The sequence below is a fragment of the Cellvibrio sp. ATLC23 genome, assembly GCF_057196725.1.
Window position 1 is genome coordinate 489,499 of sequence record NZ_JBXUOS010000003.1, and the last position, 24,390, is coordinate 513,888.

The window sequence follows — 24,390 nt, forward strand, 5'->3', positions numbered from 1 at the left end:
TTGGCTATCTGACCACTTGATACATACACCATTGCGCCACTCAAGGTGTGCATTGTATCCGAATTACTAAAGCGCTTCGAATGATAAACGCTATGAGCGGTATAGTTTCAGCTTGAATCTCGGCCAACAAAAACATTAATATGGCAAGGTGGCTTTACCAATACTAATTATAAGGGCGGACAGTGTATGCGCAGATCGAAATGGTTGGCGATCGGGCTTATCTCCTTTATTGCCTCAGCTTATGCGGTTCAACTAGCCGCGCAAGAGAAAATAGTCAGACTCAACGCCGCCAGCGGTGCCAAAGCTGACTATGTGATTGATTTACTCAACCTTGCGTTTGCCCAGATAGATACGCCCTACCGCATTCAGAAAGACCTAACTCCATCTACCCAATCGCGCATTACTGAAGAAGTGCAAGCAGGCAATTTGGACCTGATGTGGGTATCCACCAGCCAAACCTATGAGACTGATTTTCTACCCATTCGCATTCCCCTACTGAAAGGATTACTGGGTTATAGAATTTTATTAATTCGCGCCGGAGAACAACAAAAGTTTGATGCGATTTATACCAAAGACGATTTAACCAATATCATTTTCGGGCAGGGTAGAACCTGGGCAGACGCGGGAATATTGGAAGCAAATGGTTTGAAAGTGATTAAAACCACCAAATCGCCGGGACTGTTTCATATGCTCGATGGCGGGCGCTTTGATGCATTCCCGCGCGGTGCCAGCGAGCCTTTTGCAGAAATAAAAAAATACCCGGAATTAAACTTAGCGGTAGAAAAAAATCTTTTGCTTGCCTACAAGATGCCGTTTTATATTTTTGTAAATAAAAATAATCCCGGTTTGGCAAAGGATATAGAACACGGTTTAAACCGGGCAATTGCCGCAGGCGAATTCGATAAAATATTTTTGCAAAATCCAACCGATAACGATGTACAAGAATTTGCCAACCTATCCCAACGTCGAGTGATTTATTTAGACAACCCCACTCTGCCGCCACAAACACCTATTGATCGGGCAGAGTTATGGATAGACCCGCAGACATTTTAAGGTAGGTTCCACTCAGGAAAGTTATGGTGTTGGCCGCCAATCGCCAAGAATTTTTTCTTGTGTGTAAGCTTGTATCTCTACCGCCGTTAATTGCCGACGCTTCACATTCACCTGTGCACCTGGGCCGGTATTTTGATATTCAAAAAAACGTGCATCCTCTGGCATAAATGGAACTTTAGTGCCGTCTTTAGCGGTGCCATTCATTGCGTACCAACCATCGCGAGTGATGTGCGCATCCATCCAACTACCAATAAACACTGCCTTGCCTATTGCATTCGGGTCAGCATAACGGCCATCGGCAAACTGGGTAGTGGGGTGCCAGGGGCGACCAAGCGGTACAGAATTATCCGGCACCGACTCTGCACGTGTGAGCCTGCAATTGATAAAGGTTAAGCCGTATTCATCCGCAATTTGTGTGGAGGGGGCAACCAGATATCCGTGTGGATAATTGGGTTTTCCGCGCCCTAGCGTATGAATTTCAGATTCGGTAAAGAGTGCATTGCCCTTCCCGAAAATAAAATCCACATTTCCGGCAATAAAACTTTTATCGAACCAGCTGCGCCCCGCGTTAACAAATAAAGTATCTTGATAACCTAATAGACGAACTTCCCGCGCTAAAAACCGGTCGCTACCATTATCCAGAAACAGCGCAACTGCCTGACTATTGGCGATGCGTTGAGGATCGTCATTTGCCAGTGCATCGTTAGTTAAAAAATCAAAACTATTTTCAATAGTGAGCTGATGTAATTGCACATTCGCAGCGCGAACAATCACGGTCGCAGAACCGGGCGTCCCCCATATTTGTCCTTTACTGGCGGCGGTGTCAGTGGACTGCTGCCCGGCATAGGCATCGTAAGAAATTCGAGTGTTCTGTTTATCTTCCCCGATTAAATGAATGTTGGGTTTGGCAATAACGATTTTTTCGTAGTAGTCGCCCGCTTTGATAAAAATGCGATAGGGTTTGGTGGCGTTATTGAGTGCTGCCACAAGTGCAGCTTGAATACTGGTGAAGCTGTTGGCGCTGGCTGTTTCTGTTTTGCTAACCAGGGCATCATAACGTGATGAAGGTTGATTCGCGCAGCCGAAAATAAAGATCAACAAAAATAAAATTTTGGCGATTGAGCAAGCGGAATGAATTGTCGATTGATGGAAGAGCATGTTTCCTCCCATGCTGAATTGGTTCACTGTAGGGGCGCAATTTATTGCGCCCTGATATGCATCGCGTGTTATAAAATATTTAAACCACAAAATTAATGGGCGCAATAAATTGCGCCCCTACGGGTTATTCAAAGGCTTGCTGTACCGTTTTTAATATGCCTTTGGCATAGAAACTTTCCAGCCATTGGGTAGTGGTTGCAATAAAGCGCGCGTCATTGATCAGGTCTGCACCAAATACTTTTTGAATGCTCACTACCGCACTCACCATACCTGCTGGATTACCTTGATTCGCATCGCACGCAGCGCGCAACTCTTTCGCCAATGGATCTGACACTTCAATGGGCGCGCCTTTTTCATCCACACCCGACACATAGCGAATCCAGGCTGCAACACCCAAACACAAAATATCGATATGGCCATTGCCTGCCAATTGTTCGCGCAAGGTTTCCAACAAACGCTGCGGTAATTTTTGTGAGCCATCCATCGCGATTTGCCAGGTGCGATGCTTCAACGCCTTGTTGGAAAAACGTTCGCGCAATTGTTGCTTATAAGCTTCTATATCAAAACCCGCAGGCGCAACCACGGTTTCACCGGCTTCGCGCGCCATATAGGTTTTCACCAAATTGACAAACGCGGGCTGCCCCATCACTTCACTGATGTACTCAAAACCAGACAGATATCCGGTATAGGCCATTGTGGAGTGCGCGCCATTTAACAAACGCAATTTTATTTTTTCAAAGATATGCACATCTTCAACCAAAAGTGCACCGACTTTTTCCCACTCGGGGCGGCCATCGGCAAACTTGTCTTCAATTACCCACTGTGAAAACGGTTCGCACACCACCATGCCTTCATCGCGCAAGCTTTCACCCTTTACCCCCAAACGTGCTTCAATATCTTGCCGATCAGCATCAGTGGTGGCAGGAACAATACGGTCAATCATAGTGCAGGGGAAGGTCGCATTGGCTTTAATCCAAGTGGCCAGTGCAGGGGAAATTTTTTGAGCAAATTGCAGAACAACTTTTTCTAATACTTCACCATTATTGGGAAGGTTGTCGCAGCTTAGCGCGGTAAATGCTTTTTGTTGATTGTCGCAACGCTGTTTTAATGCAGCCACCAGAAAGCCAATGGCGGAAACGGGCTTATCGAGATGCTGCAGATCGTGAATAATATCGGGATGGGCTTCGTTTAAATTTCCAGTTGCCGGATCGTGGCAATAGCCTTTTTCGGTCACGGTCAACGAGACAATTTTTATATTGTCTGCTGCCATTTGTGCAACCAGTGCAGCAGGATTTTCCGGGCCCACCAAGGTATCCAACACGGCGCCAATAATTTGTAATTTTTCGCCTTCGCCTGAACGCTCTACCAAGGTATATAAACCATCTTGCGGAACCAGTTGGTCGCGCACACTGGCGGAGCGCAAGCTACAACCAATAATGCCCCAGTCGCCACCAAATTTATTGAGTACCGCCTCAGTATAAAACGCCTGATGGGCGCGATGAAATGCACCAATACCTAAATGTACAATACCGGCTTTAAGCTGCGTGCGATCATATGCAGGAAGAAGAATATCTTTTGGCAGATCACTTAATAGTTTTTGATTTAAACGATTCATTAGAAAAATCCAGCAAAGTTAATATAACAACACATTTACAATGACCAGCATTGTAAACCTGCCTATAAATTCATGACATCTTATTCACAAGAAAAAACAATTTTTATTGGATCAAATTCTTCTATGACTTATTTATTTCTACTTTTAACCTTGTAAGAGTGATATATTTTGCGCTGATTTTATTCATGCAAAATATTCAATCCCTAGATTAAACACATCAAAAATTTTAATTCCGGAATACTCAAATGGCACACTTAGCAGCAATTGGCGAAGTTATGGTGGAGCTTGCTCCCTTTCCTACTGCCGACAACAATGGCCGCGAAATTATGGCCTTATCTTTTGCTGGCGATACCTATAACACCTCGGTGTATATGGCGCGCCTGGGCTTAACCACCGATTACGTCACCCAACTGGGTGAAGACCCATACAGCGAACAAATTATGCAGCGCATGGCCAATGAAAACATTGGCACCGGCATGATTAAACAACTGCCCGGAAGATCACCTGGCTTATACATAATTCGTAACACCCCCGATGGCGAGCGCGAATTTTTCTATTGGCGTAAAGAGGCTCCCGCACGTGAATTATTTTCTTCGCAAGAAGCAGCAGATCAACTATGCCAAAAATTGGTGCACTGTAACTGTGTTTATTTAAGTGGTATTACGCTGGCGATTATCGGTGAGAAGTCACGTGAGTTTTTGTATAACAGTTTGCACAAGTTGCGCCAGCAAGATGTGATAGTTGCGTTTGACAGCAACTATCGGCCGCGCTTGTGGCGCGACAAGAATGAAGCGCAACAGGCGATGCTGGCAATTATGCAATATACCGATATTGCTCTACTTACACTCGATGACGAGCAACTGCTGTGGGGCGACGACAGTGTTGAAGGCTGCAAGCAGCGCTATGCCAATTACAACCTGAGCGAACTGGTATTAAAACGCGGCGCCGATGATGCAATTATTATCACACCCACCGCAGAAATTCGTGTTCCGGTTCCACCGGTGCAAGGCGTGATTGATACCACCGGCGCAGGCGATACGTTTAACGCAGGTTATCTAGCTGGCCGATTAATGAATAAATCACTCGAAGATTCTGCCAAGCAGGGCATTCGCTGCGCTGGCATTATTATTCGCCATCGCGGCGCAATTATTGATAAGGCTATTTTTGATAAAGAGCTTGGCGCATAGGCCGATCAGATTACATTTTGGAACTGTAGGGTGGGTGGAGTCTAAGCGATACCCACCGCTGTTAATGGGTATCGCTGCGCTCCACCCATCCTACAAATTTAATGTCGTTACTGCTGACACCGCAACATTTTATTACCGCGCCTACACAACTGAATTGCCAATCCCCAAGGGTCGCGCATCATCACCAGATGTGAACCATCTTTAATGTGCACCTCTTCTGCGAAACTCGCACCAACGGCTTCCAATTCCGCACGCTTTTCTACCGGGTTCTCACACACAAATGCCAGATGCACCAGCAGCGGATTCATATTCGCGTAATCGGGCACTTGATCGGGTGGGTTGTTGTAAATTTCCAACATTACATCGCCGCTTTCATCCGCGAGGAAATGGGTGTTGGCGCCGCCATCTTGTTTTCGCACAATTGTTAACCCCATATGGGCCACATACCAAGCGGCCATAGCGACAGGGTCTTTTACATTAATGGCAAAATGTTCAATTTTCATAATTGCATCTAGCTTAGTAAATTATGTCTACTGCATTAACTGCTAAAAAAGGAGTGTCTTTTCTTACACTTAAGAAAAGACACTCAGTAGGAGCCTCCACAGCTTCATTTCACAACTTCAAATCAGACAATATTTTTTACAATGGTTTCTACCATTTTTTTTGCGTCGCCAAATAGCATCATGGTGTTGTCTTTGTAAAACAATTCATTTTCCACACCAGAATAGCCCGATGCCATTGAGCGCTTAACGAAAAGCACTGTGCGCGCTTTTTCCACCTCCAAAATTGGCATACCAAAAATGGGGCTTTGTGGATCGGTTTTAGCGGCAGGGTTAGTAACATCGTTTGCACCAATTACAAAGGCTACATCCGCTGTTTGAAACTCATTGTTGATGTCTTCCAACTCAAACACTTCGTCATAGGGTACGTTCGCTTCGGCGAGCAATACATTCATATGCCCCGGCATACGGCCCGCAACTGGATGAATTGCGTAACTGATTTTTACTCCCGCTTTTTTCAACTCATCACACATTTCACGCAACGCATGCTGGGCTTGTGCGACCGCCATGCCGTAACCGGGAACGATAATAACCGAGCCTGCATTTTTCATAATAAATGCAGCGTCTTCTGCACTGCCGCGTTTTACCGGGCGATCTTCTTCTGCACTACCGGCTGCAGCTGCAGACGTATCTGCACCAAAACCACCGAGAATGACATTAAAGAAAGAACGGTTCATACCTTTACACATGATGTAAGAAAGAATCGCACCCGAAGAACCTACCAGCGCGCCAGTGACGATGAGCGCATCGTTATGCAAGGTAAAACCAATACCTGCTGCCGCCCAACCTGAATATGAATTCAACATGGAAACAACCACGGGCATATCCGCGCCGCCAATTGGAATAATCAGCAATACACCGATCACAAATGCCAATGCCGTCATGCCCCAAAAAACCCAGGGTGATTGATCGATACAGAAATAGCCGATCAAACCGAGAATGGCCGCACCCAAAATGGCATTAATAAAATGCTGTCCAGTAAACACTATTGGTTTTCCCGAGACCAAACCTTGCAGCTTGGTAAACGCAATCACCGAACCGGAAAAAGTAATTGCACCAATCACCACACCCAAGCCCATTTCAATTTTGCTGGCGACGTAAATTTCGCCCGCTGCATTTAAAATGCCGAATGCTGCAGGATTACTAAACGCTGCACCGGCCACCAATACCGCAGCCATTCCCACCAGACTGTGAAATGCGGCAACCAATTGTGGCATGGCAGTCATCGCAATATTGCGCGCGATAAAAATACCAATCACCGCACCAATCGCCAACGCCGCAACAATCCAACTATAGGAAGTAACTGCAGGGCTGAGCACAGTCGTGACTACCGCAATCAACATGCCCAACATGCCAAATAAATTACCCTTGCGCGACGATTCGGGTGATGACAAACCACGCAGCGCCATAATAAATAGCACCGCCGCAACCAGATAAGCGAACGATGTAAAACTTTCATTGAGTGACGACATAATTATTTCTCCCCCACTTTATTTTTCTTTTTATACATAGCGAGCATGCGATGGGTAACGGTAAAGCCACCAAAAATATTGATCGCTGCCAGCACCATCGCGCAAAAGCCCAGAACTTTAGATAAGCTCATGCCTTCCGGGCCGACGGCAATAATTGCACCGACAATAATCACACTCGAAATTGCATTAGTCACCGCCATCAGCGGGGTATGCAATGCAGGGGTTACACTCCAGACTACGTAATAGCCGACAAAAATGGCCAAAACAAAAATCGATAATTGCGAAACAAAATTGGCTTCCATAACAACCTCCGATTAAGCGGCGCTGGCCGGTTTGAAATTGGGATGAATAACGGCACCATCGCGCGTCAGTACCGTGGCGGAAATAATTTCATCTTGCCAATTCACTTCAAATTGTTTCTCGGCATTCATCATCGGGGTTAAAAAATTCAATACATTTTTTGCGTAGAGCGCACTGGCATCGGCAGATAACCGGCTCGGAATATTAAATAGACCAATAATCGTCACGCCATTTACCTCAACCACTTCACCAGGTTTGGTGAGCGTGCAATTGCCACCTTGCTCTGCCGCCAAATCGACAATTACCGAACCCGGGCGCATGCTGTGCACCATGTCATCGTTAATCAGTATTGGCGCTTTGCGGCCAGGAATTAATGCGGTACAAATGGCGATATCTTGTCTCTTTAAAGTCTCAGCAACCAATTCTGCTTGGCGGCGTTTGTAGTCATCGCTCATTTCTTTGGCGTAACCACCAGCGGTCTCTGCGTTTTTCACCTCGTCACTTTCAACCATGACAAATTTCCCGCCGAGACTTTCAACTTGCTCTTTGGAAGCGGCGCGCACATCGGTAGCCGACACAATGGCACCCAAACGTTTTGCGGTAGCAATAGCTTGTAAACCAGCAACGCCTGCACCTAACACCATTACGCGCGCAGGTGCGATTGTTCCTGCCGCCGTCATCATCATCGGCATCGCGCGATCGTAAACATTGACTGCCTCTAACACGGCGCGATAGCCAGCGAGGTTAGATTGCGAGCTCAGTACATCCATCGATTGCGCGCGGGTAATGCGCGGCACAAATTCGAGGGTCATCGCGGTGATACCTGCGTCGGCATACTGCTGAATTGCTGTTGGCTCGGCGTAGGGTGATAGCATCGCAATTAAGAGTGCGCCGCGCTTGATTAACGCCAGCTCATTCACATCGCCTTCGCCTGCCAACTTTTCATTTTCCAGAAGGGGGCGCTGCACTTTTAGGACAATATCGGCCGAGCCCAATAAACCGGCGAGATCATCGCTAATGGTTGCGCCTGCAGCTTTATAGGATTCATTGGAGATTCTGCTAGCGATACCGGCATCTTTTTCAATCGCGACTTCAAAGCCCAGCGCGATAAATTTTTTGACGGTATCGGGAGTTGCAGCCACGCGGCGTTCATGCGCGCGCCGTTCTTTGGTGATGACTATTTTCATTGTTTTGTCGCCCTCTGTAATAGTGGCAAATTTTTGGTAATAGTAAGCCGCATTAATAACGGGATTAATGTGACATTTGGAGCAACCGTCATTTGCTTTCTAGTAGATCCCAACTTTTTATGCTGTTGGTTTTTTATCGAGCCAATTTTTTAATTGATCTCGTATTGTTTTTTATTCATTCAATAACGTGTGGTTTATGGACTCCATGACGCGGAGAGACTGAAGTTAAACTACCGCACCAATTTTCCAAGGGATAAATTCATTATCGCCGTAGCCAAGCAATTCACTTTTGGTTTTTTTGCCTGATGCTACCGCGAGAATTTCTTCAAAAATTTCCTGACCAGATTCTTCCAAACTTATTTCACCATCAGAAACCTTGCCGCAGTTTAAATCCATATCTTCTTGCATATGGCTATAGATTTTGCTGTTGGTCGCCAACTTAATACTCGGCGCAGGTTTGCAACCAAAGGCCGAACCGCGCCCGGTGGTGAAGCAGAGGACCTGTGCGCCCGAGGCGACTTGACCCGTGGCAGAGACCGGGTCGTAACCCGGGCTATCCATAAATACAAAACCCTTGGTGGTAATATCTTCACCGTAGAGAAAAACATCGGTCAAATTGGTTGAGCCGCTTTTGGCTTGAGCGCCGAGAGATTTTTCAATAATGGTAGTAAGCCCACCCGCTTTATTGCCGGGCGATGGATTGTTGTTTAATTCAAAGTCATTGCGCGCGGTGTAATCTTCCCACCAGGTGATGCGATCCAATAATTTTTGCGCGATTTCCGGCGATTGGGCGCGACGCGTCAATAGATGCTCAGCGCCATAAATTTCTGGCGTCTCCGATAAAATCACCGTGCCGCCGTGCCGCACCAGAATATCGCCCGCAATACCCAGCGCGGGATTAGCGGTGATGCCAGAGAGAGCATCGGAGCCGCCGCACTGCAAACCAATAATCAACTCACTCGCCGGCACGGTTTCGCGCTGGCATTGATTTACCAGCGGCAACATGGCGCGCAGAGTTTCAATGCCTTTTTCAATCGCGAGGCGCGTGCCGCCGACATCTTGAATCGTGTACGCGGTAACGGTTTTGGAGTCAGCCAACCCGCACTCTTGCATCACACGCTGAATTTGCATGGTTTCGCAACCGAGGCCGACCATCATCACCCCGCCAAAATTCGGGTGGCGTGCATAGCCATTAAAGGTGCGACGCAATGTCTCGTAGCCATCGCCATCGGAGCGCATACCGCAGCCGCTGTCGTGGGTCATGGCGACCACACCATCGATATTCGGGAATTGTTCCAACTCACCGGAATAGGTGAAATGCTGGGCAATCGCCTTGGCGACTGTCGCGGAGCAGTTCACTGTGGTGAGGATGCCTACATAATTGCGCGTGCCCACTTTGCCATTAATCCGCCGGTAGCCTTGAAAGGTAGCGCGCTTATCAACAGGGATAAATTCAGTGGGCCTGGCCTCTTCACAAAAGCCGTAATCTTTTTCCAACTCGCCCATTACACAGTTGTGCACATGAACATGCTCACCGGCGGGAATATCCTGGCTGGCAAACCCGATCGTCTGACCGTACTTAAGTATGGCTTCGCCTTTGGCGATGTTGCGCAAGGCAACTTTATGCATGGCAGGGATGTCGCGCAGGAGGGTGACATCTTTTTCTGCAAACAAAACACCAGCGGGTAGTGACACCTTACAAATTCCAACGTTATCACTGTCTTGCAAAACAATAATGCTGCTCACGCTGATCTCTCTCGATTCGTTAACCAACTGATAAATTTATGCCGCCACTACACGTTTATTAGAGTGTAGTCCGCTACGCCAATTACTCCTCATAGAAGCAATCATTTCGGCGCATTTCTCCACCTCTAAAAACCGCCCCGAAAAAAAAGGCGCCTTGCGGCGCCTCAAAATCGGCAATGGTATTCGGTCAATACCGGGATCAAATCTACCCCTGAAAATACGGGTCGGCAACAGGCCAAAACCCATCCAAAAGGCCAATGTAACCGTTTTCATTTGTGTAATGAGTCAGGCCTAGCCTGTTACACAAAATACACCCGCGGCGTAAGTGACAAAAAAACCAATATTCTTAAAAAAATAGGACACACCTCACTTTCATAAAAACTAATATTTTTAAATTAATTTCTATCGACACACAAGTGTAAACGTTTACAAATCAATGATAGATTTGATGTAAACGTTTACATATTGAATATTGGGAAAAAAATACTCAAAAACAGTTTTTTGGAGTGATTTTTTTGGGCATGGGTTGATTTTATTCAACATGACACCCAGAATGTTTTTCATCCGATATGAGGACGCTTATCTCCCCAAGGTGACAATTGGTCAGCGGCACGCTACCCACACCAAAACTTGAGTGCGCATCCAGGATCGAGTGATTAAAAAAACATATCAATAGCAGCCAATACGAGAGTGAATACCGGTGACAGATTCTTGCCTATCTCATTCAAGCCGCCGTGCCTTTATTACTCACTCGCTCAGCAGTGTGGTGAGCTGTTGTGCACTGGGCGCACTCACGGGCTGTACAAGCGCCACATCTACCTCATCTACGCTAGCAGCCGACGCCTGGGTTGCAGCAGAAAAAATTCGCCAGCAGGTTAGACCGCCACAATTTGCCGATCGCACGTTTGATGTCCGCGACTACGGCGCCAAAGCTGATAGCCAACACGACAACTCAAAGGCTTTTTCTGCCGCTATTAGGGCCTGTCACCAAGCAGGGGGCGGAAAAGTTCTCGTTACCCAAGGCCGATATCTGTGCGGGACGATTCACTTGTTGTCCAATGTGAATTTGCATATCACTAAAGACGCGACCATTGCTTTTATCACCGATCCCAACGCCTACCTGCCTGCGGTGTTCACTCGTTGGGAAGGCATGGAGATCATGGGCTACTCGCCACTTATCTACGCTTACAGCCAAACCAATATCGCCATTACCGGCGAAGGCACAGTGGATGGCCAGGCCAACCGCACCACCTGGTGGCCCTGGAAAGGCAGTAACTTCAGTAGCGTTGATTGGGGTATTGCGGGAGTGCCAACCCAAACCGAAGCGCGTAATAAGCTGATGCAGGACATGGAAAACAATGTGCCGGTTGCCGAGCGCATTTATGCCGATGGCTCTTATTTGCGACCGGTATTTATCCAACCGTATCTATGTACCAACGTATTAATTGAAGGCATCACCATTACCAACGCGCCATTCTGGCTGATGAATCCGGTGCGCTGCGAAAACGTCACCATTGATGCAGTGACCTTTGCGAGCCTCGGCCCTAACTCTGATGGCTGCGACCCTGAGTCTTGCAAAAATGTGGTGATCAAAAATTGTTTATTTGATACGGGCGACGATTGCATCGCCATTAAATCCGGCCGCAACGCCGATGGCCGCCGCTTGAATATTCCCTCAGAAAACATCTTGATCAGCAATTGCAAAATGCGCAATGGCCACGGCGGCGTGGTGATGGGCAGTGAAATTTCTGGCGGCGTGCGCAATGTTTTTGTTGAAAATTGCGCAATGAGCAGCCCTGAGCTGGAGCGCGGCATTCGCGTTAAAACCAATTCAGTACGCGGCGGCCTGATTGAAAATATTTTTGTGCGCGATGTCACCATCGGCGAAGTGCAAACTGCCATCGTTATCGACTTTGATTATGAAGAAGGCGATGCCGGAAAATTTACTCCAACGGTGCGCAATATCGATATCCGCAACCTCACCTGCCAAAACGCCAAGCAGGTGTTTCAAGTGCGCGGCTACCAACGCTCGCCGATTCAGAATTTACACCTCACTAATTGTCACTTCAAAGAAGCAGCCAAAATCGGTGTACTGGAGCAATTAGACAATTTTGCCGCCACCAATGTAACGATTAAAGGGGTTGAATTTAGTGTCTGATACAAGGCGGAGCCTTACATCAAATACAGCAATATTTTTTTATTGATACAGCAAATTGAAATATAAAATTTTCTTTGGCAGCTAAATCATGCAACCGACATGACAGCTGCAGTAAATCAACTAAGCTCAAAAAGTTGATTTGGTACCAGTTACAAATTGCAACAGGTTAACCGCCGCAATCAGGCCAAAAATCTGTGACATTTGTGAAAACGTGTTTATCACCGCTGCGTTGCTATTGCGGTGAATAGCACCAGCTCCGTTAGCTCGAATGTAATCAAACAAAATAAAAGATGGGGAATAGCTATGAGAAAATTTACACTCAATCCACTCGTATTAGCCATGGCAGCCTGCACACTGCCAATGAGTGTTTATGCGCAAAATGCACAAAATTCGGATGATGGCACTGTAGAAGAAGTCATCGTCACCGGTAGCTTCCGCGATAGTTTGGCGAATGCTATTAATATCAAAAAGAATGAACGCGGCTTTGTCGATGCAATCGTGGCATCTGATATTGCTGAATTTCCAGATAACAATTTGGCAGAATCATTACAACGTATCCCCGGTGTAGCCATTTCGCGCGCTGGTGGTGAAGGCCGCAATATCACCGTTCGTGGTCTTGGACCTGGTTTCACTACTGTGCGCCTAAACGGCATGGAAACAATTTCAACTACAGGTGGTACGGATGCTGTCGGCGGAAACAACCGTGGTCGCGGTTTTGACTTCAATACATTCTCTTCTGACCTTTTCAGCTCAATCACCGTGCGTAAAACCAACGCAGCGGAAGTGCAAGAAGGTTCTTTAGGTGCCACAGTAGACCTGAAAGCAGCGCAACCATTCGACTACGATGGTTTTGTATTATCGGCTGCTGGCCAGATGGGCTATAACGACCTATCTGAAGAAACAGATCCAGGCGCATCTTTTTTGGTTAGCAATACATTTGCAGATGGAAAATTTGGAGCCTTGTTCTCATTTTCTTACTCAGAGCGCAATGTACAAGATGAGGGCTCAAGTACCGTTCGTTGGGATAACGCTAGCTCGCAGTATATAACTAGCGTACAAGGACTTAAGGCTGGTGCTTTGGGCGCTGGTAAAGAAGGAATCGCTCCCAACCCCAATGCATTTGACCAAGTAAATGGCGATTGTGTTTTAGTTAAAAATGTCTGCACTTATCCTAATCGCAAATTCACTCCTCGTATTCCGCGTTACGATTCATACCAACATGAAATGGAACGTATAGGCTCAAGTTTATCGCTGCAATTCCGCCCTACTGACTCAACTGAAATTAGTGTTGATGGTTTGTGGGCAAAATTTGATGCCAATCGCCAAGAAACTTTCCTGCAGGGCTCACTGAATCCTGGCACTAACTCAACTAGTAACATAATTGATTATGCAATTGAGGGCGACACGTTAGCTTATGCCGATATCAGCGGCGCTCGTTTGTTGTCTGAACAACGCTATGACGAAATGTCGACTGATTTTTCACAAGGCACCATCACCCTGAAGCAAGACTTTACTGACAGCTTCCGCATGAACGCGATGGTCGGCAATACCAAATCGGATTATGACAACCCGATTCAAAATACTTTGCTAATGCAAGCCAGCAACCAGCGTTTTTCTTACGATTATCGCGACTACGACAATGCAAAACTGAAATTCGGTGATGCTGCGTATAACAAGGCATCTTGGGTAGCTACCGGCGTGCGTCAACGCCCACAAACTACCGTTAATGAAAACACCGCTGCAAACTTGGTGTTCGAATTCGATTTCAATGAAAATATGACATTGAAAGTAGGTAGTGACTGGAAAGATTTCACATTCAACACGGATCAATATGCATTTGCATCTGAAGGTGCCAATGGCGTTAACATTCAATCCAACCCTGACTTTATTTCCGAATATGATTCTGGTTTGGGCGATGGCAAACCTTGGTTAGTTCCAAATCGCGCACTGATTATGGAGTCCTACAATCTATTTGATTTGCCCTTGGTTCCTAATTACGGCAGCACCTATGAAGTAGGTGAAGAGACTGTTGGTATATTTGCTCAATTGGATTTCCAATTTGATTTAGGTTCAATGCCAGTACGTGGTGATATTGGTGTACGTCGTTTTGACACAGACCAAACATCCAGCGGCTGGTTGAATGGCAGCACTGCTAGCAGATCTTATGTCACAGTTGATCATGATTACTCTGACACATTGCCAGCAATGAACATCAGTATTGAACCAGCAGAAGATGTACTTGTACGCGCAGCATATTCTGAAGGTATTTCACGTGCTGGATTGGGACAAATTATCCCTGCCGTCAATGTGAGTGTAGCGGGTACCAACCTTGCAGTTACCGGTGCCAACCCATTGCTAGAACCAACCAAAGCAAAAAGCTATGACCTTGGTGTCGAATGGTACTTTTCAGAAGGCGGCTTGCTTGCTGTAACTCTCTTCAAAAAAGAAATTGCAAGTCACATTCAAACCCTGAGATCAACTCCTATTTATGCATCTACTGGCCTGCCAACAGAAGCTGTTGTTAATGCCTGTAATACACAAGGAGCTTCATTAGGCGGGTATGGCGCAAACTGCAACGAAAACCTGCAATGGAACTTCTCGGTTCCAGCAAATGGTCCTGGTGGCGACTTGGACGGTTACGAAATTGGCTACCAACAAGCGTTTACTTTCTTGCCAGGCTTCTGGAGCAACTTCGGCTTTATGGGTGCTTATACCAGCGTAGATTCAGAGCTCGCGTATCTGAATACTGATGGTGTAGTGCAAGCAATCAAACCGTTAGTGAATTTATCAGACGAAACTATTAGCGGAACTCTCTACTGGGAAAACGATACGTTCAGCGCACGTGTTTCTATGGCAAATCGTAGCGGCTATCTCACCACGCCAATCGGTCGTAACAACAACGAGGAAGAGGGTACCAACGAAACCACAAACGTTGATGCCGCCTTTAGCTACCAGGCAACCGACAACCTCAAATTCACTTTTGAAGCGCTTAACCTGACTGATGAAGTTGATGACCAATGGGTAGGTAGCGAAAGCGAGCAGCGCTCATCTTACTACCACAGTACCGGCATTCAATATAATCTCGGTGTTTCTTATAAATACTAATCAATATTGAAGGTATTTGTGTGAACAAAAGGGATGCCAGCTTGCTGGCATCCCTATTTGATTATTAGTGTGCGAAATTTTGAAGCGACAAGAGGTAATACGCGTGAGTCTATTGTTTAACAGCAAAGTAATTTATGGCGGGATTTTTCTAGCAACACTAAGCGGTTGCTCACCGGAGAAAACCGATGAACAAACAACCACTGCTACGCCACCTGTTGCGCAATCAACCGCAATTAATTACCAGCTGGCAACTGCAGAAATTACCAATGCCAATGATTTTGCATTGCAGCAAGAAGCTATTTATTTTCCGTTTTATGATTTGGGTATAACAGCTGATGCCAATGCTGTTAAGAATTTAAATGTATTGGCCGATGGTGTCGCACATGCATCACAATCGGTCGATAGCGATGGCGACGGCACACTCGATGGCCTGTTGTTAGCAGCGGATTTTAATCCTGCTGAAATTAAATCTTTTACCATTTCCAGTGATCCCACCATTGCTAAACCTGCGCTGAAAAAACAAACCCAGGCAGAAATTTCTATTAAAGAAGGTGGTGAGTGGAAGGGCAAAGAATATGTGGGCGGCACATTTAAAAATGTGCAAAGCGTAACGCCACCACCACAATACACCGATCACTCCTACTGGATTCGCTATGAGGGCCCAGGCATAGAGTCGGACAAAGTGGCCTACCGGGTCTATCTCGACTGGCGCAACGGTTTTGATATTTTTGGAAAAAAAACCAACGATGTGGTTTTGCAAAATGTCGGGCTGGATGGCTACGACTCCTATCACCTGAACTCCGATTGGGGTGTCGATGTTTTAAAAGTGGGCAAATCACTCGGTATGGGTGGTTTCGGTTTCTGGAACGGTAAAAGTGTCGATTTGGTTTCGCTGGTCGATACCCGCGATGCAATCATCACCAATAACGGCGATATTTATTCCGGTTTCAAAATTAATTACAACGGCTGGCAAATCAACAACCAAAAGGTGGATATTGCCGCGCACTTTACCATGAATGCAGGCAGCCGTTTAGTGAACGTCCAACTCAAAGCCAGCCAGCAATTGCCAAACCTTGCGATAGGAATGGTAAAACACCAAGGTACAACCCTGCTTGAAGGCGACCAGAATATCAGTGGTTATGCTTGGACTTATGTAGCAAGTTGGGGCAAACAAAGTTTAAGTGGTGAAGATGATCATTTAGGTATGGCGGTTATATTCCGCCGCGATGATCGCGCGGAGCAAACTACCGATGAAAACTCTTATGTTTCGGTCATGAAAGATAAGGGTGGCGAACTGGAATATTATTTCCTTGCTGCCTGGGAGCATGAACTAGACGGCATCAAAACCGAAGCAGATTTTAAAGCTTATCTTGATCGCGAAGTGGAGCGCTTAACTAAAACTCCGCGTGTGCGTTTCGAATCTACACTCAGCGCCAATGCCAAGAAAAATCTGCTTGATGCGGATGCCGCTTTAGCTTGGGCAAAAAAATTAGCGGATTCAGAATTAGAGCGCAAAACACTGAATTACCACTATCAAGGTTGGGACGAATACCGCAAGCGCCCTGGCAAATTTGAGTACGATGTAGTGGGCATGCAAATCGCGGCGCTGCAAGAATTAAATGCCGTCAGCCCCAATCCTGCTTACACCAAGGCACTCGAGACGGTCACCGGAAGTTATATTCGCGACGACGGTCATATCCACACCTTTGATGCGGATTTATTCAGTATCGATTTAACCAAACCAGGGCAAATGGTTATTTTACTAGAACAACAAACCGGTGCAGAAAAATATCGCAAAGCCGTAGATTTTTTGCGCGAGAATTTAAAACGTCACCCGCGTACCAGCAACGGCGCCTTTTGGCATCGCGCTACCTACCCTAATCAGTTGTGGCTCGACGGTGTATACATGGGTATGCCTTTCCTCGCGCAATACGCATCACTCTATGAAACAGGTGAACAACAACACGAGAGTCTCAAAGAGGCAGTACATGAATTTGTCGTTGCGCGCGAACAATTGCGCGACCCGGAAACCGGCCTTTACTACCATGCGTGGGATGAATCCAAACAGGCATCTTGGGCGCACAACGACCATGGGCGCGCTTCGCAATTCTGGGCGCGAGGCATAGGCTGGTATGCGATGGCCTTGGTCGATGTACTGGACTTCATTCCCGAATCAGAAACTGAATTGCGTAAAATATTAATTGATAACACTCAGGAGTTAGCCGCCGATATTTTGCGTTATCAAGACGAAGATACCGGTACATGGTGGCAGATCATGAATAAACCGGCCGCTATCGCTAATTACCGCGAATCAACCGCCAGCGCTATGTTTACTTATTTTTATACTAAAGCTGTTAACAAAGGTCATCTACCCGAACCTTATCGCGATGTCGCGATTAAAAGTTACCGAGGCATGATTAACGAATTTGTTACTGTGCATGCCGATGGAAAAATCAGTATGAATGATCAGTGCTTGGTGGCTGGCTTAGGTTTTGGCCGCGACGGCAGCTACAACTACTACATGACGGAACGCATTGTTTCCAACGATGCCAAAGGCAATACCCCGTTTATTTTAGCGGGTGTCGAAATGTATAAATTACTCAAACAATAACAATGGCTCGCAGCGTCAGTTTGATAAAAACAGCCGCTGCCGAACTATTATTTAGCGGGAACATAACGCTAACAACCGGTTAGTTATCCACCCTAAAGCCCATAACTCATGAGCTAGTAGACACAAAAGGTTTTATTATGAAAGTCCTTGAAGAGCGTTTTGCCGTCCATCTCGACGACTACAAACATTACGACACTGAAAAATTGCGCAAACATTTTTTAGTGGAAAGCATTTTTGTTGCCGATGAAGTGCAATTCACTTACACCCATTATGAGCGTTTGATGGTGGGCGGCGTTATGCCAGTGAATAAATCTGTGCAACTGGAAACTTACGATCAACTCAAGATGGAATTTTTTTTGGATCGCCGCGAGCTGGGCGCAATTAATATTGGCGGCAGCGGCAAAGTATCGGTTGATGGCCAAGTCTATGAAATCGGCACCAAAGAGGCACTCTACATTGGTCGCGGTGCCAAAGAAGTTTTTTTCAGCAGCGATGATGCCGCAAATCCAGCCAAATTTTATTTGAACTCTACACCGGCGCACACGACTCACCCAACCAAAAAAGTGAACAAAGAAAACAGCAAAGTACTGCACATGGGTGCGGGAGATACCTGTAACGAGCGCGATATTTATCAGCTGATGATCAGCACTGTACTCGACACCTGCCAGTTACAAATGGGCATGACTGAATTAAAACCCGGCAGCATTTGGAACACTATGCCAATGCACACCCACAGCCGCCGAATGGAAGCCTATTTTTATTTCAATATTCCCGACACTCATGCGGTGTGTCACTTTATGGGCCCGGCAAATGAAACCCGCCATATTTGGGTAGGCAATGAACAAGCAGTAGTTTCACCACCCTGGTCAATGCACTCAGGTGTCGGCACTGCCAACTACACCTTTATTTGGGGCATGGCCGGTGAGAATATGGATTACACCGATATGGATTTCCACAAACCCAGTGAATTGAAATAAATCATCCGCATTATTTTTATGCCATCCCGTAGGGGCGCTGCTTGCCGCGCCCTGATTTAAAATTGCGCCCTCTTCAATAATTGGGCGCAGCAAGCGGCGCCCCTACATCGGGCATGACATTGTGAAGGTAAAAAAATATGAATCACCCACTCTTTGATTTAACCGGAAAAGTTGCGCTGGTCACCGGCGCAACCCACGGCCTTGGTATGGCTATGGCCAGCGGCCTCGCCAGTGCAGGTGCAACACTGATCATCAACGGCAATTCATCGCAAGAAAAAATCGACAATGCGGTCAATGAATATCGCGCCAAAGGTTTTAACGCCTTTGGTTATAAATTTAATGTGACCGATGAAACGCAAGTCATCGCCGCTGTCGATCAAATCGAAGCCGACCACGGTCCGATTGATATTCTGGTGAACAATGCTGGCATCATCAAACGCACACCATTACTGGAAATGACATTAGAAGATTTTGAAGAAGTCATCAAAATCGATTTAACCGGCGTCTTTACCATGACTCGCCCTATCGCACGCAAAATGGTTGAGCGCCGCCAGGGCAAAATTATTAACATCTGTTCGATGATGAGCGAATTAGGCCGCAATTCAGTAGGCGCTTATGCTGCTGCAAAAGGCGGTTTAAAAATGCTGACCAAAAACATGGCGACCGAGTGGGCCAAGTACAATGTGCAGGTTAACGGCATTGGCCCGGGCTATTTCGCCACCAGCCAAACTGAGCCTATCCGTGTTGACGGTCACCCCTTCAACGATTTTATTATCAGCCGCACTCCTGCCGGAAAATGGGGCGACCCGGACGACCTCCAAGGCGCAACCATCTTCCTCGCCTCCAAAGCGAGTGATTTTGTAACCGGACAGATTGTGTACGTGGATGGAGGTATTCTGGCAACCATTGGCAAGCCGAGTAATGAAGCCTAACCAATTTAAATAAGATTCATGCAAAACCCCACACTAACAATGTGGGGTTTTGTTTTTTTGGCCTTTAAACAGAAACAACACGCATGAATTTAGCGCTCAGAAATCTGTCACGCCTTGAAGTTAAGTGCCATCACCCCCACATCCGCGCCTAGACTATCTGAGGCAATCAGGAACTGATCGGGTTATGAGCGAACTTTTTATCCTGCAAAACCAAGACAAACTTTTTCTCGGCCGCCAAAACAATTGGCTGGATGGGCGCGATCTGGCGGCGCTGTTCAAAACTGCGCACAAAGATGAAGCTATCAATCAGATGGTGGAGGCCAGCTCTAAAGATTATCGGCAGCGCATTAAGGTGATTAGCTGCAGCGCCAACGAGAAAGGCCTGCCGCTGATCGACCCGGACATCATGCCCGAGCCCCTGCCCAAAGCCGGCAAAGATTTGTTTGAAACACTGGAGCAGGGCGCGGCAGCGGATGAATCTACTATCGCCGCCCCCCAAGCTGACTTGCCATAAAGCCTGCGCAGGCTATATTTTCTGACTATTGTCGCCCTTGCGGCCTACCTGATTGCTCTTGCAGCTAAAGGAACCTTAAGTGTCTGTACCCCAAGGCTCGCGCCAACACCTGAATAGCGAGTTGCTCGCTACCTTTGCCGAACCGGCGAACAATGCCAGCCTGCGCGGAATTTTACGCGGCTTGGAAAAAGAAAGCCTTCGAGTAACGCCAGAGGGTACGCTGGCGCAGACCGATCACCCCCACTCGCTCGGCTCGGCACTTACCCACCCGCATATCACCACCGACTACAGCGAAGCGCTGCTCGAATTTATTACCGAGCCGTTTGCCGATGTCGAGCCACTGCTGGAGCAACTCGATAACATCCATCGTTTCACCTACCAACAACTGGCCAGCAACCGCGAGCGGCTCTGGCCGGCGAGCATGCCCTGCATTCTCGGCAGCGACGCCGACATTCCGGTAGCGCGCTATGGCAATTCCAACAGCGGCCAGATGAAAACCGTATACCGCATTGGGCTTGGCCATCGTTATGGTCGCTCGATGCAGACCATCGCAGGGATTCATTACAACTTCAGCCTGCCCGATGATTTTTGGCAGGTGCTGCAAACCCAATCCGGCAACCAACAGAGTCTGCAGGATTTCAAAACCGAGCGTTATTTTGGTTTGATCCGCAATTTCCGCCGCAACTTTTGGCTGCTGATTTATTTGTTTGGCGCATCGCCGGCGGTGTGCTCCAGCTTTGTTAAACAGCGGGAACACAAATTACAGCCATTCCCGGCTGCCGAAAAAACCCTGTATCTCCCTTATGCGACTTCGCTGCGCATGGGCGATTTGGGCTATCAAAGTGATGCACAGCAAACCCTGGTGGTGAATTACAACAATCTCGGTGATTATTTAAAAACCCTGTGCGGCGCCATCACCCAAAGCCATCCGGCTTATGCGCAAATCGGCGTAAAAGATAGCGCGGGACATTACCAACAACTCAACACCAGTTTGCTGCAAATCGAAAACGAGTTTTATTCCAGCATCCGCCCCAAGCGCACCACCGGACGCGGCGAAACCGCATTGCAAGGTCTGCGTTTACGCGGTGTGGAATATGTTGAAGTGCGCTGCGTAGATTTAAACCCATACGAACCACTGGGTATTAGCATTGAGCAAATGCAGGTGATGGATGCGTTTTTACTCTACTGCTTATTAAGCGACAGCCCGGCCACCGATGAACGTGAATTTCATCAAGTGCAGGAAAATCAAGCGCGTATTGTCAGCAATGGGCGCGACCCGGCGCTGGAATTGCTGCGCGGTGATCAGAGTCTCTGCATGCGCACCTGGGCAGAGGAAATCCTGCAGGGCAGTAGCGCCTGCGCCGAACTACTCGATCAAGCCAAAGGGGGCGATGCCTACCGACAGGCAGTCACGCGGCAATTCGCCAAAATCGATAATGCAGACCTAACCCCGTCAGCCCGTGTATTGCGCGATATGACTGAGGCACAGCAGAGTTTTTACGCACATACCCTTGCACAGGCAGAGCAGCATCGCGCCTATTTTGCGACTCGGCCACTTGGCGATGAAAAGCTGGCTGAATTTGCCCAGATGAGCGAGCGCTCGCTGCAAAGCCAAACGAACCTGGAAGATGCACAACAAATCAGTTTTGACGAGTATTTGGACAACTACTACGCCCAGTATCGCGGCTGTAGTTGTGAATCGTAATGCGGAGATCTAGCGGCAAATAAGTGGGGTTCGAGTTAAACCAGTCGCCACAATTATGGCGACTGGCAGCAGATTATTTTTGCACCACAAAATTATTAAAATACAAATCCGATGCGGGACCTTTAACGGGTTTGATATCAGCAATTGAAGGCACTGCAGGTGCGGCCTCCGCATGATGTTCCGGCTGTTTCGCATCCTCATGTGTTGGTTTGGCACCCACTTTCTTATCAGCTACGCTGTGTTTTGCATCATGCTCAGCAACATCATGCCCTTCTACCTTAAGCAGCGCCTTATTAATTTCAGCCAACGCATAGACGCGTAGATATTCTTTACCTTCGACCGAGTTAATCGCCTCTTCGGTCTGTGCACTTAGAATACTCACCAAGCGATCGCGGATTAGCGGTAAATGATGGGTGACTTCAATGGCATCCGCTCCGGTTTCAGTGCGAATCGAAATTTCAGCTTTAATAAAACGCGCCTTACCCCGCCCACCGTAATTCACTACTAACGCAGGTTCCAGCGCAATATAATTCACCCCCTCCGCCACTTTGGGCCCACTGCCACCGCTCGCCAGTACCGACGATGCCAGGGTCAAACCTAATACTGCCACACAATATTTCACTAACAGATTCATACCCGCTCCACAGCTCTGAACTTGCGCTCTATTTCGCGCTCCAACTGACGCGATAATCGCGCTCGCTTCAAAGCATAGACTATTCCCTCCAGTCTACGCAGTGGTTTTACCATGCACCCATAAGCAGCCGCTTAGGAAAAGCTAGCCCTGCTATGTGCTAATTGCTTACCATAAGCCCAACCAATAATAAGTTCAGCCGTACCTAAAAAACTAAAACACTATCCACTTTTAAGGATTTACTATGATCCCCAGTGTTCGCCCAACCAACTTCCTCATCTTTATTACCTGCACATTGATGATACTCGCCGCTGCCTATATGGAGCACGTAATGAAAATGATCCCTTGTTCGCTCTGTATCACCCAGCGCGGCTTTGTCGTTCTCACAGGTCTTTTGGCACTGGCGGCTGCGCTGCACAACCCAGGCATCACCGGGCGCCGCACCTATGCGGTATTGGGAATTGCCAGTGCGATCCTCGGCGCTTGTTTTGCAGGTCGTCAACTTTGGCTACAAAGTCTGCCCGCTGATCAGGTGCCCGCATGCGGCCCTGGCCTCGCCTATATGTTTGAGGTGTTTCCATTTATGGAAGCGCTAAAACTGCTGTTACAAGGCGATGGCAACTGCGCCCATGTGGATAAGATTCTCGGCCTGAGCCTCGCCGCTTGGACATTTACGGCCTTTATCTGCTTGGCTGGCGCGAATTTATACCAACTGATTCGCAAGCAGAGCAAACTGGCCTAGATATCTTGCCCTCACAGAAAAGATGGCCTATTGTGGCAAACTCAAACCAATTATGGTTTGTTTGCATCTTCCTGAAGCCAGCATGCGGCCTCATTAAAAACAAACTACGTCGAACAACCCATAGGATTACCTGATGTTAGAAAATTGCAAAAGTGCCAAAGAACGCTGGGGCGGTGTGAGTGAAATTATTGATCGCTGGCTAGATGAGCGTCAGGCAGTGCTGGTGCAATACTGCGCACTCAGTGAAAGAGAGCAAAAACTAAGTGACCTGCAGCGCGGTGAAAAACTGCGTACCTTTTGCCAAATTCTGGTGGACTATGTGTCAGCGGGTCACTTTGAAGTTTACGATCAATTGATCAAAGAAGGGCGCGAGTTTGATGACGCAGAAGCCCTGCAAGAAGCCAGCAAACTCTACGATACCATCGATACCACCACTGAACGCCTATTGGATTTCAACGATAAGTATCTTGAAACTGACGATATCACCTCACTCACTGCCGATTTATCGCAATTAGGCGAGACACTTGAAGTGCGTTTTAGCGCTGAAGACCGCCTGATCTCGGTACTGCACACCTCGCACAAAGACCTGGTGAGTTAAGTACTGATTCACCAAATCGCAGCCATAAAAATGTATGGTTCCCCTCATTGTTGCAATCACTTTTGTGACAATGAGGTGGTTTGCGCTAATGTATTCGGAGTCCTATTGGGATCGAATCCCGCTCCACGATGAGCATCCG

The 24,390-nt window shown here is 47.3% G+C and carries 19 protein-coding genes; 11 read left to right on the plus strand and 8 right to left on the minus strand.

The features are described from left to right. Positions 1-186 precede the first annotated feature (186 nt). A complete protein-coding gene (locus AC2CG4_RS07650) occupies positions 187-1,053 on the plus strand; it encodes a substrate-binding periplasmic protein (RefSeq protein WP_484485687.1) in 867 nt (288 codons plus the stop codon). 21 nt (positions 1,054-1,074) lie between these two features. Here the strand turns inward: AC2CG4_RS07650 and AC2CG4_RS07655 are convergent, their stop codons facing one another. Then, entirely contained in the window at positions 1,075-2,211 is a 1,137-nt protein-coding gene (locus AC2CG4_RS07655; RefSeq protein ID WP_484485688.1) for a pectinesterase family protein, read from the minus strand. Between the two features lie 124 nt (positions 2,212-2,335). Continuing rightward, positions 2,336-3,826 (minus strand): mannitol dehydrogenase family protein, encoded by a 1,491-nt coding sequence (locus tag AC2CG4_RS07660; protein WP_484485689.1) that lies wholly within the window; start codon positions 3,824-3,826, stop codon positions 2,336-2,338. 245 nt (positions 3,827-4,071) lie between these two features. On the opposite strand from AC2CG4_RS07660, the gene AC2CG4_RS07665 reads away from it, so the two are divergent. Beyond that, positions 4,072-5,013 carry a sugar kinase gene (locus AC2CG4_RS07665; protein WP_484485690.1) on the plus strand — a complete coding sequence of 314 codons (942 nt, stop codon included), beginning with the start codon at positions 4,072-4,074 and terminating at the stop codon, positions 5,011-5,013. Positions 5,014-5,120: 107 nt separating this feature from the next. On the opposite strand, the gene AC2CG4_RS07670 is transcribed toward AC2CG4_RS07665, so the two are convergent. From AC2CG4_RS07670 to AC2CG4_RS07690, 5 genes are all read right to left on the minus strand, one after another. Then, positions 5,121-5,516: a VOC family protein gene (locus AC2CG4_RS07670; protein ID WP_484485691.1), complete on the minus strand. Its 396-nt coding sequence runs from the start codon at positions 5,514-5,516 to the stop codon at positions 5,121-5,123. Between the two features lie 122 nt (positions 5,517-5,638). Further along, complete coding sequence (locus AC2CG4_RS07675) at positions 5,639-7,045, minus strand: NAD(P)(+) transhydrogenase (Re/Si-specific) subunit beta (protein WP_484485692.1); 1,407 nt, start codon at positions 7,043-7,045, stop codon at positions 5,639-5,641. 2 nt (positions 7,046-7,047) lie between these two features. Beyond that, complete coding sequence (locus tag AC2CG4_RS07680; protein WP_062062993.1) at positions 7,048-7,347, minus strand: NAD(P) transhydrogenase subunit alpha part 2; 300 nt, start codon at positions 7,345-7,347, stop codon at positions 7,048-7,050. Positions 7,348-7,359: 12 nt separating this feature from the next. Beyond that, positions 7,360-8,532, minus strand: a complete 1,173-nt coding sequence (locus AC2CG4_RS07685; RefSeq protein WP_484485693.1) for a Re/Si-specific NAD(P)(+) transhydrogenase subunit alpha — start codon at positions 8,530-8,532, stop codon at positions 7,360-7,362. A gap of 225 nt (positions 8,533-8,757) precedes the next feature. Further along, complete coding sequence (locus AC2CG4_RS07690) at positions 8,758-10,278, minus strand: UxaA family hydrolase (protein ID WP_484485694.1); 1,521 nt, start codon at positions 10,276-10,278, stop codon at positions 8,758-8,760. A gap of 763 nt (positions 10,279-11,041) precedes the next feature. Between AC2CG4_RS07690 and AC2CG4_RS07695 the strand changes: the two genes are divergently transcribed. The 7 genes from AC2CG4_RS07695 to gshA all read left to right on the plus strand — a co-directional run bounded on the left by AC2CG4_RS07695 (position 11,042) and on the right by gshA (position 22,280). After that, positions 11,042-12,436, plus strand: a complete 1,395-nt coding sequence (locus AC2CG4_RS07695; RefSeq protein ID WP_484485711.1) for a glycoside hydrolase family 28 protein — start codon at positions 11,042-11,044, stop codon at positions 12,434-12,436. Between the two features lie 303 nt (positions 12,437-12,739). Next, complete coding sequence (locus AC2CG4_RS07700; RefSeq protein ID WP_484485695.1) at positions 12,740-15,541, plus strand: TonB-dependent receptor; 2,802 nt, start codon at positions 12,740-12,742, stop codon at positions 15,539-15,541. Between the two features lie 103 nt (positions 15,542-15,644). Continuing rightward, on the plus strand, positions 15,645-18,152 hold the full coding sequence (locus tag AC2CG4_RS07705) for a DUF4861 family protein (RefSeq protein WP_484485696.1): 2,508 nt from the start codon (positions 15,645-15,647) through the stop codon (positions 18,150-18,152). A 137-nt stretch (positions 18,153-18,289) separates the two neighbouring features. Next, positions 18,290-19,129, plus strand: coding sequence for a 5-dehydro-4-deoxy-D-glucuronate isomerase (gene kduI / locus AC2CG4_RS07710; RefSeq protein ID WP_484485697.1), 840 nt, complete (start codon positions 18,290-18,292; stop codon positions 19,127-19,129). Positions 19,130-19,266: 137 nt separating this feature from the next. Continuing rightward, positions 19,267-20,061, plus strand: a complete 795-nt coding sequence (locus AC2CG4_RS07715) for a gluconate 5-dehydrogenase (RefSeq protein ID WP_484485698.1) — start codon at positions 19,267-19,269, stop codon at positions 20,059-20,061. A gap of 184 nt (positions 20,062-20,245) precedes the next feature. Continuing rightward, entirely contained in the window at positions 20,246-20,575 is a 330-nt protein-coding gene (locus tag AC2CG4_RS07720; protein ID WP_484485699.1) for a hypothetical protein, read from the plus strand. Between the two features lie 79 nt (positions 20,576-20,654). After that, entirely contained in the window at positions 20,655-22,280 is a 1,626-nt protein-coding gene (gene gshA, locus AC2CG4_RS07725; RefSeq protein ID WP_484485700.1) for a glutamate--cysteine ligase, read from the plus strand. Between the two features lie 73 nt (positions 22,281-22,353). Here the strand turns inward: gshA and AC2CG4_RS07730 are convergent, their stop codons facing one another. Beyond that, complete coding sequence (locus AC2CG4_RS07730) at positions 22,354-22,914, minus strand: flagellar basal body-associated FliL family protein (RefSeq protein WP_484485701.1); 561 nt, start codon at positions 22,912-22,914, stop codon at positions 22,354-22,356. Between the two features lie 241 nt (positions 22,915-23,155). Here AC2CG4_RS07730 and AC2CG4_RS07735 point away from each other — a divergent pair, with 241 nt between their 5' ends. Together AC2CG4_RS07735 and rsd are read left to right on the plus strand one after the other, a co-directional pair. Continuing rightward, a complete protein-coding gene (locus tag AC2CG4_RS07735) occupies positions 23,156-23,653 on the plus strand; it encodes a disulfide bond formation protein B (RefSeq protein ID WP_484485702.1) in 498 nt (165 codons plus the stop codon). A 133-nt stretch (positions 23,654-23,786) separates the two neighbouring features. Further along, positions 23,787-24,251: a sigma D regulator gene (rsd, locus tag AC2CG4_RS07740; RefSeq protein ID WP_484485703.1), complete on the plus strand. Its 465-nt coding sequence runs from the start codon at positions 23,787-23,789 to the stop codon at positions 24,249-24,251. The last annotated feature ends 139 nt before the right edge of the window (positions 24,252-24,390 follow it).

What these genes read in the sequence shown, in the direction of transcription:
- AC2CG4_RS07700 (WP_484485695.1), top strand. Translation starts at nt 12,740, where the DNA reads ATGAGAAAATTTACACTCAATCCACTCGTATTAGCCATGGCAGCCTGC.
- AC2CG4_RS07720 (WP_484485699.1), top strand. Translation starts at nt 20,246, where the DNA reads ATGAGCGAACTTTTTATCCTGCAAAACCAAGACAAACTTTTTCTCGGC.
- AC2CG4_RS07650 (WP_484485687.1), top strand. Translation starts at nt 187, where the DNA reads ATGCGCAGATCGAAATGGTTGGCGATCGGGCTTATCTCCTTTATTGCC.
- AC2CG4_RS07660 (WP_484485689.1), bottom strand. Translation starts at nt 3,826, where the DNA reads ATGAATCGTTTAAATCAAAAACTATTAAGTGATCTGCCAAAAGATATT.
- AC2CG4_RS07680 (WP_062062993.1), bottom strand. Translation starts at nt 7,347, where the DNA reads ATGGAAGCCAATTTTGTTTCGCAATTATCGATTTTTGTTTTGGCCATT.
- rsd (WP_484485703.1), top strand. Translation starts at nt 23,787, where the DNA reads ATGTTAGAAAATTGCAAAAGTGCCAAAGAACGCTGGGGCGGTGTGAGT.
- AC2CG4_RS07730 (WP_484485701.1), bottom strand. Translation starts at nt 22,914, where the DNA reads ATGAATCTGTTAGTGAAATATTGTGTGGCAGTATTAGGTTTGACCCTG.
- AC2CG4_RS07665 (WP_484485690.1), top strand. Translation starts at nt 4,072, where the DNA reads ATGGCACACTTAGCAGCAATTGGCGAAGTTATGGTGGAGCTTGCTCCC.
- AC2CG4_RS07685 (WP_484485693.1), bottom strand. Translation starts at nt 8,532, where the DNA reads ATGAAAATAGTCATCACCAAAGAACGGCGCGCGCATGAACGCCGCGTG.
- AC2CG4_RS07655 (WP_484485688.1), bottom strand. Translation starts at nt 2,211, where the DNA reads ATGCTCTTCCATCAATCGACAATTCATTCCGCTTGCTCAATCGCCAAA.
- AC2CG4_RS07715 (WP_484485698.1), top strand. Translation starts at nt 19,267, where the DNA reads ATGAATCACCCACTCTTTGATTTAACCGGAAAAGTTGCGCTGGTCACC.
- AC2CG4_RS07735 (WP_484485702.1), top strand. Translation starts at nt 23,156, where the DNA reads ATGATCCCCAGTGTTCGCCCAACCAACTTCCTCATCTTTATTACCTGC.
- AC2CG4_RS07670 (WP_484485691.1), bottom strand. Translation starts at nt 5,516, where the DNA reads ATGAAAATTGAACATTTTGCCATTAATGTAAAAGACCCTGTCGCTATG.
- kduI (WP_484485697.1), top strand. Translation starts at nt 18,290, where the DNA reads ATGAAAGTCCTTGAAGAGCGTTTTGCCGTCCATCTCGACGACTACAAA.
- AC2CG4_RS07675 (WP_484485692.1), bottom strand. Translation starts at nt 7,045, where the DNA reads ATGTCGTCACTCAATGAAAGTTTTACATCGTTCGCTTATCTGGTTGCG.